Consider the following 3,609-nt stretch of genomic DNA (forward strand, 5'->3'; position numbering starts at 1 on the left):
AATAGCCCCCAGTTTTTGGTGCGCCTTTGAATTCGATTTTATTTTCGTTTTTTAATTGTTTGATCCAGCGTTCTATAGTTCGTTGACTAACCTTGAAATGATCCTTCATCGTTAAAACATTGATTCCTGGATTATTTTCTATAAGAACGAGAATCGCATTTACACCGACATTTATTCCGAGTTTATCGGCAACCTATAATTGGTGACTTTTACTCCCTCATTTACACCTAAGTCTTCACTCTACATTAGTATTGATTTTCCAATAGCCACTTTTTGAACTTCCTACCCTTAATAACAGCTCTTTTTCTTTTAGTTTAGCGATGTTTACTTTTATTTTTCGCTGCGATATATTTAAACGAATAGCCAACTCATTTGTTGTTATTCTTTCGTTTTTCTGTATTAATTGTAAAATTTTCATTTGATTATCGGTGACCTTATCGGTGACCTTATCGGTGACCTTATCGGTGACCTTATCTGTGACATCTTCTGTGACATTGTCTTTATTAAGTACACTTCCATCAAAAACCGTTACCCGAAAACCATTCTGAAAATCTTCAAAAACTGGAACAGTCAAGCCATAATCGATAAAAGCATTGGTAATACGCTTAATTCCAGAACCGTATTTTTCAATAATCCCCGCTTCTCTAAAGAGATCGGCAATCTTTCTATTTCTGGCATACGAGGTATATGTTCCTGCTTGTAATGCTGAAATCGTCAACCCATTTCCCAAGCCGCCCGGGTTATAAAATTCTATTTTGTGGTCGAATATTTTGATGATGGAATCTCCCGCATTTTGATAATCACGATGCACTATCATGTTAACCACAATTTCGCGCAAAGCCTCTAACGGATATTCCCACCGCTCTTCTCGTTGTGGATCACCGGTAATTATATAGTTTTTATTGATATGTTTCCTGAGAAACGCTAAAGTGGCATCAACCTCGGTAAATAAATCAGTCCGTAAAACCACGCTGTCTTTTATACTCGTCTCTGTGGCGAATCGTCCAATAGAAATTGTGGCATCAAAAACATCATTTTTGGCAAATAACAAATAACAGCCATTGGCAATTTGTCCATTATCTTTTAGCATTTCAAATTTGCGAAGCACGGTAAGGGGATCGTCTTCAATTTGATTCTCCCTAATTTGATTTGATTTCAAAATAAATTGAGATACTTTTTCTAAAGCAATAGCTTCCAAACCATAATGTGGGGAAGGATAATAATCCCAGCTATTATTGAAGGTCTTGAGATGCAAATCGGATATTTCCTGTAAATTCATCTGATGATTCGCGTTTTTGACCCTTTTGTAATACCTTCCTTTAAACGATACCGGTTTAACGGGAAACTCCTGAATAGCAAAGACCAAAATTTCATTGCCTTCCTCCTCTTCAAAAATAACATCGGGTATGATACTGGGAATAGTCTTGTTTTTGATTTCATTGAGCCATTGTGGAATACTTTCCTTTCCAACAGAAAAATTGGACACAACATCTCCGTTATCATCCAAACCAACATATACTTTTCCTCCCGTAGCATTAGCAAATGCAACCAAAGTAATAATTACCTCATCATTGAAGCTTGATTTGAATTCGATATGTTGGCTTTCTATAATCATTTTTTGAAAACTATTTCTATGCAATAAAGCCAATTGAAACTCTTAAACTGTCAATTCCTTCAACAATCGTCTCACAATCAAACCCAACACCACTAAAAATCCCGCTAAAAAACCACCCAATAGAATGCCTTTGGCTTTCCCGAATCGTTCCTTCGCCAAAGGCAAAATAGGCCTGTCTATGATTTGAATCAAGGGCGTTTCCTTGCGCAGGGTGACTTTGGCCAATCCGGGTTGTTTGACCAATTCGGTTAATAGGGGCTACCAATAATGAATTGGCAGGAATGGAACTGTGGGGTTTTCGAAGTTTGGCAGTCTGTCTTTAAAAAGCATTACCGGCCATTACGCTTTATCAATGACTTTCCAATAGCCACTTTTGGAATTTCCGACGCGTTCCAGCAAACCCAGACTCTTCAACTTTTTTAAATTTTCTTGTACTTTTCGGGAAGATAGTGTTATTTGATCCGCTATTCTTTTAGCCGAAATAAAGGGGTCGTTTTTTATACAATCCAGTAGTTGCATTTGATTATCCGTAACCTTTTTTAAACGATTAATCCGTCATCCTGAGCTCAGCCTGCCCTGAGCTGAGCCTGCCCTGAGCTTTTGCCGAAGGGTCGAAGGGTCGAAGGTCCTAAACGATTAACCCGACAACATCCCTTAATAATGACCTCTCGCCGATTGAACTTCTACAATTTCATCACTTAGCACTTCATAGACCAATCTATGTTCCAATGTTATTCTTCTCGACCAAGAACCCAACATCTCATATTTTAAAGCTTCGGGCTTACCTATTCCCGAATAGGGATGCTTTAAAACATCTTCTAATAAAGCGGCAATTTTTTTTAAAACAACTTTATTCCCAGTTTTAACCCAGTAAGCTAAATCTTGCTCCGCTGATGGTAAAAAAATTATTTCCATAGACTATTCAACTCTTCCAAACTAATTTTCAAGCCTTTACCTTGTTTGGAATCCTCTCGCCCTTTCAGTATTTTTTTTACAAATTCTGGGTCGTATGGGTGTTCATCAACTACTTTAAATTTAATTTTAAAAGCTTTCATTACAGCTTTTAAGTTTTCTATTTGTGTTACATCGTCTGGATATACAGTAATATTTATTGCATTCATAATTCAATTTCTATTAAATTATATTTTCTATTATTTTAATTGTAATGCCTTATTTGCAAATACAAAATTACAGTTTTATTTTTTAAAGAGAATATGTTCTTAAACTCAAATTTTTTTATGTCCAATTTCTAAAAAAAGATTAATCGATGGTACCATTTATATTTTCGATTAACCGATTAATCGAGTGTACTGTTTCTGTTTTTAGTTAAGCGATGAACTGGCTCAAAGTTGGGATTCCAGAGCCATCGGAATTTGCCAGCAGGGCTTACCGATAGCCCAACAGCACAAACTGTAGTGAGAGGTACTGATTTATAAAAATGTCAATCCTATTCGCTTGTTTAATCCTAATTCAAAAAGTCGAATTAAAGTTGACATTTGAATATTTCCTTTTCCATTTTCAATTTTAGAAATATAACTTTTTTTAGTCCCTGTTTTTTCGGCAAGTTGTTCTTGTGTCATTTTTGCTTCTCTTCTTGCTTCTTTTAACATTTCGCTGATAATAAACATCTGGGTATTTTCCTCATATTTATTTCTGCTTTCTGTTCCAATTTTTCCGTGTTCAACTTCAATAAGTTGATCGAAATTAGTTACATTGCTATATTTATCCATTTTTATTTTGTTTTAGTTGAAAAATATTCTTTTTTCAATCGTATTGCTTTTTCTAATTCGCTATTTGGAGTTTTCTGTGTTTTCTTTTGAAAGGCATTGAATAATACAACTAAATTTCCTTTATCGAAACAACAAAATATTCTGTAAATATTGGATTGATATTCAACTCTTATACCATTACTCATTATCTTTTAGTCCAATCGTTCTAGTGTAATGCCGCTGTATATTTCATTTAGTTCATTTTTATTGGACTAATTTGAAATA

The 3,609-nt window shown here is 34.9% G+C and carries 7 protein-coding genes; all 7 read right to left on the reverse strand.

Going from position 1 to position 3,609, the window contains the following annotated elements:
• Window positions 1–235: 235 nt before the first annotated feature.
• Complete coding sequence (locus B2145_RS04825) at window positions 236–1,615, reverse strand: ATP-binding protein (RefSeq protein WP_291099003.1); 1,380 nt, start codon at window positions 1,613–1,615, stop codon at window positions 236–238.
• 42 nt (window positions 1,616–1,657) lie between these two features.
• Window positions 1,658–1,840 carry a hypothetical protein gene (locus B2145_RS04830; RefSeq protein WP_291099005.1) on the reverse strand — a complete coding sequence of 61 codons (183 nt, stop codon included), beginning with the start codon at window positions 1,838–1,840 and terminating at the stop codon, window positions 1,658–1,660.
• 114 nt (window positions 1,841–1,954) lie between these two features.
• The gene (locus B2145_RS17690; protein WP_414654575.1) at window positions 1,955–2,167 is read right to left on the reverse strand and encodes a winged helix-turn-helix transcriptional regulator; all 213 of its coding nucleotides are present in this window, start codon (window positions 2,165–2,167) and stop codon (window positions 1,955–1,957) included.
• Window positions 2,168–2,269: 102 nt separating this feature from the next.
• Window positions 2,270–2,530, reverse strand: a complete 261-nt coding sequence (locus tag B2145_RS04835) for a Txe/YoeB family addiction module toxin (RefSeq protein ID WP_291099007.1) — start codon at window positions 2,528–2,530, stop codon at window positions 2,270–2,272.
• Window positions 2,521–2,736, reverse strand: a complete 216-nt coding sequence (locus B2145_RS04840) for a DUF2683 family protein (RefSeq protein WP_291099010.1) — start codon at window positions 2,734–2,736, stop codon at window positions 2,521–2,523. Before B2145_RS04840 ends, B2145_RS04835 begins: the two co-directional genes overlap by 10 nt.
• Before the next feature lie 309 nt (window positions 2,737–3,045).
• Window positions 3,046–3,345: a helix-turn-helix domain-containing protein gene (locus tag B2145_RS04845; protein WP_291099012.1), complete on the reverse strand. Its 300-nt coding sequence runs from the start codon at window positions 3,343–3,345 to the stop codon at window positions 3,046–3,048.
• Between the two features lie 2 nt (window positions 3,346–3,347).
• Window positions 3,348–3,530, reverse strand: a complete 183-nt coding sequence (locus B2145_RS04850; protein WP_349677712.1) for a type II toxin-antitoxin system RelE/ParE family toxin — start codon at window positions 3,528–3,530, stop codon at window positions 3,348–3,350.
• Window positions 3,531–3,609: the final 79 nt, after the last annotated feature.

Origin of the sequence: Flavobacterium sp. UBA5153, assembly GCA_002413745.1 — a bacterium.
GTDB lineage: Bacteria > Bacteroidota > Bacteroidia > Flavobacteriales > Flavobacteriaceae > Flavobacterium.

Excerpts from the sequence above, each read along its gene's own strand:
- B2145_RS04850 (WP_349677712.1), bottom strand. The coding sequence starts at position 3,530 with ATGAGTAATGGTATAAGAGTTGAATATCAATCCAATATTTACAGAATA.
- B2145_RS04845 (WP_291099012.1), bottom strand. The coding sequence starts at position 3,345 with ATGGATAAATATAGCAATGTAACTAATTTCGATCAACTTATTGAAGTT.
- B2145_RS04835 (WP_291099007.1), bottom strand. The coding sequence starts at position 2,530 with ATGGAAATAATTTTTTTACCATCAGCGGAGCAAGATTTAGCTTACTGG.
- B2145_RS04825 (WP_291099003.1), bottom strand. The coding sequence starts at position 1,615 with ATGATTATAGAAAGCCAACATATCGAATTCAAATCAAGCTTCAATGAT.
- B2145_RS04840 (WP_291099010.1), bottom strand. The coding sequence starts at position 2,736 with ATGAATGCAATAAATATTACTGTATATCCAGACGATGTAACACAAATA.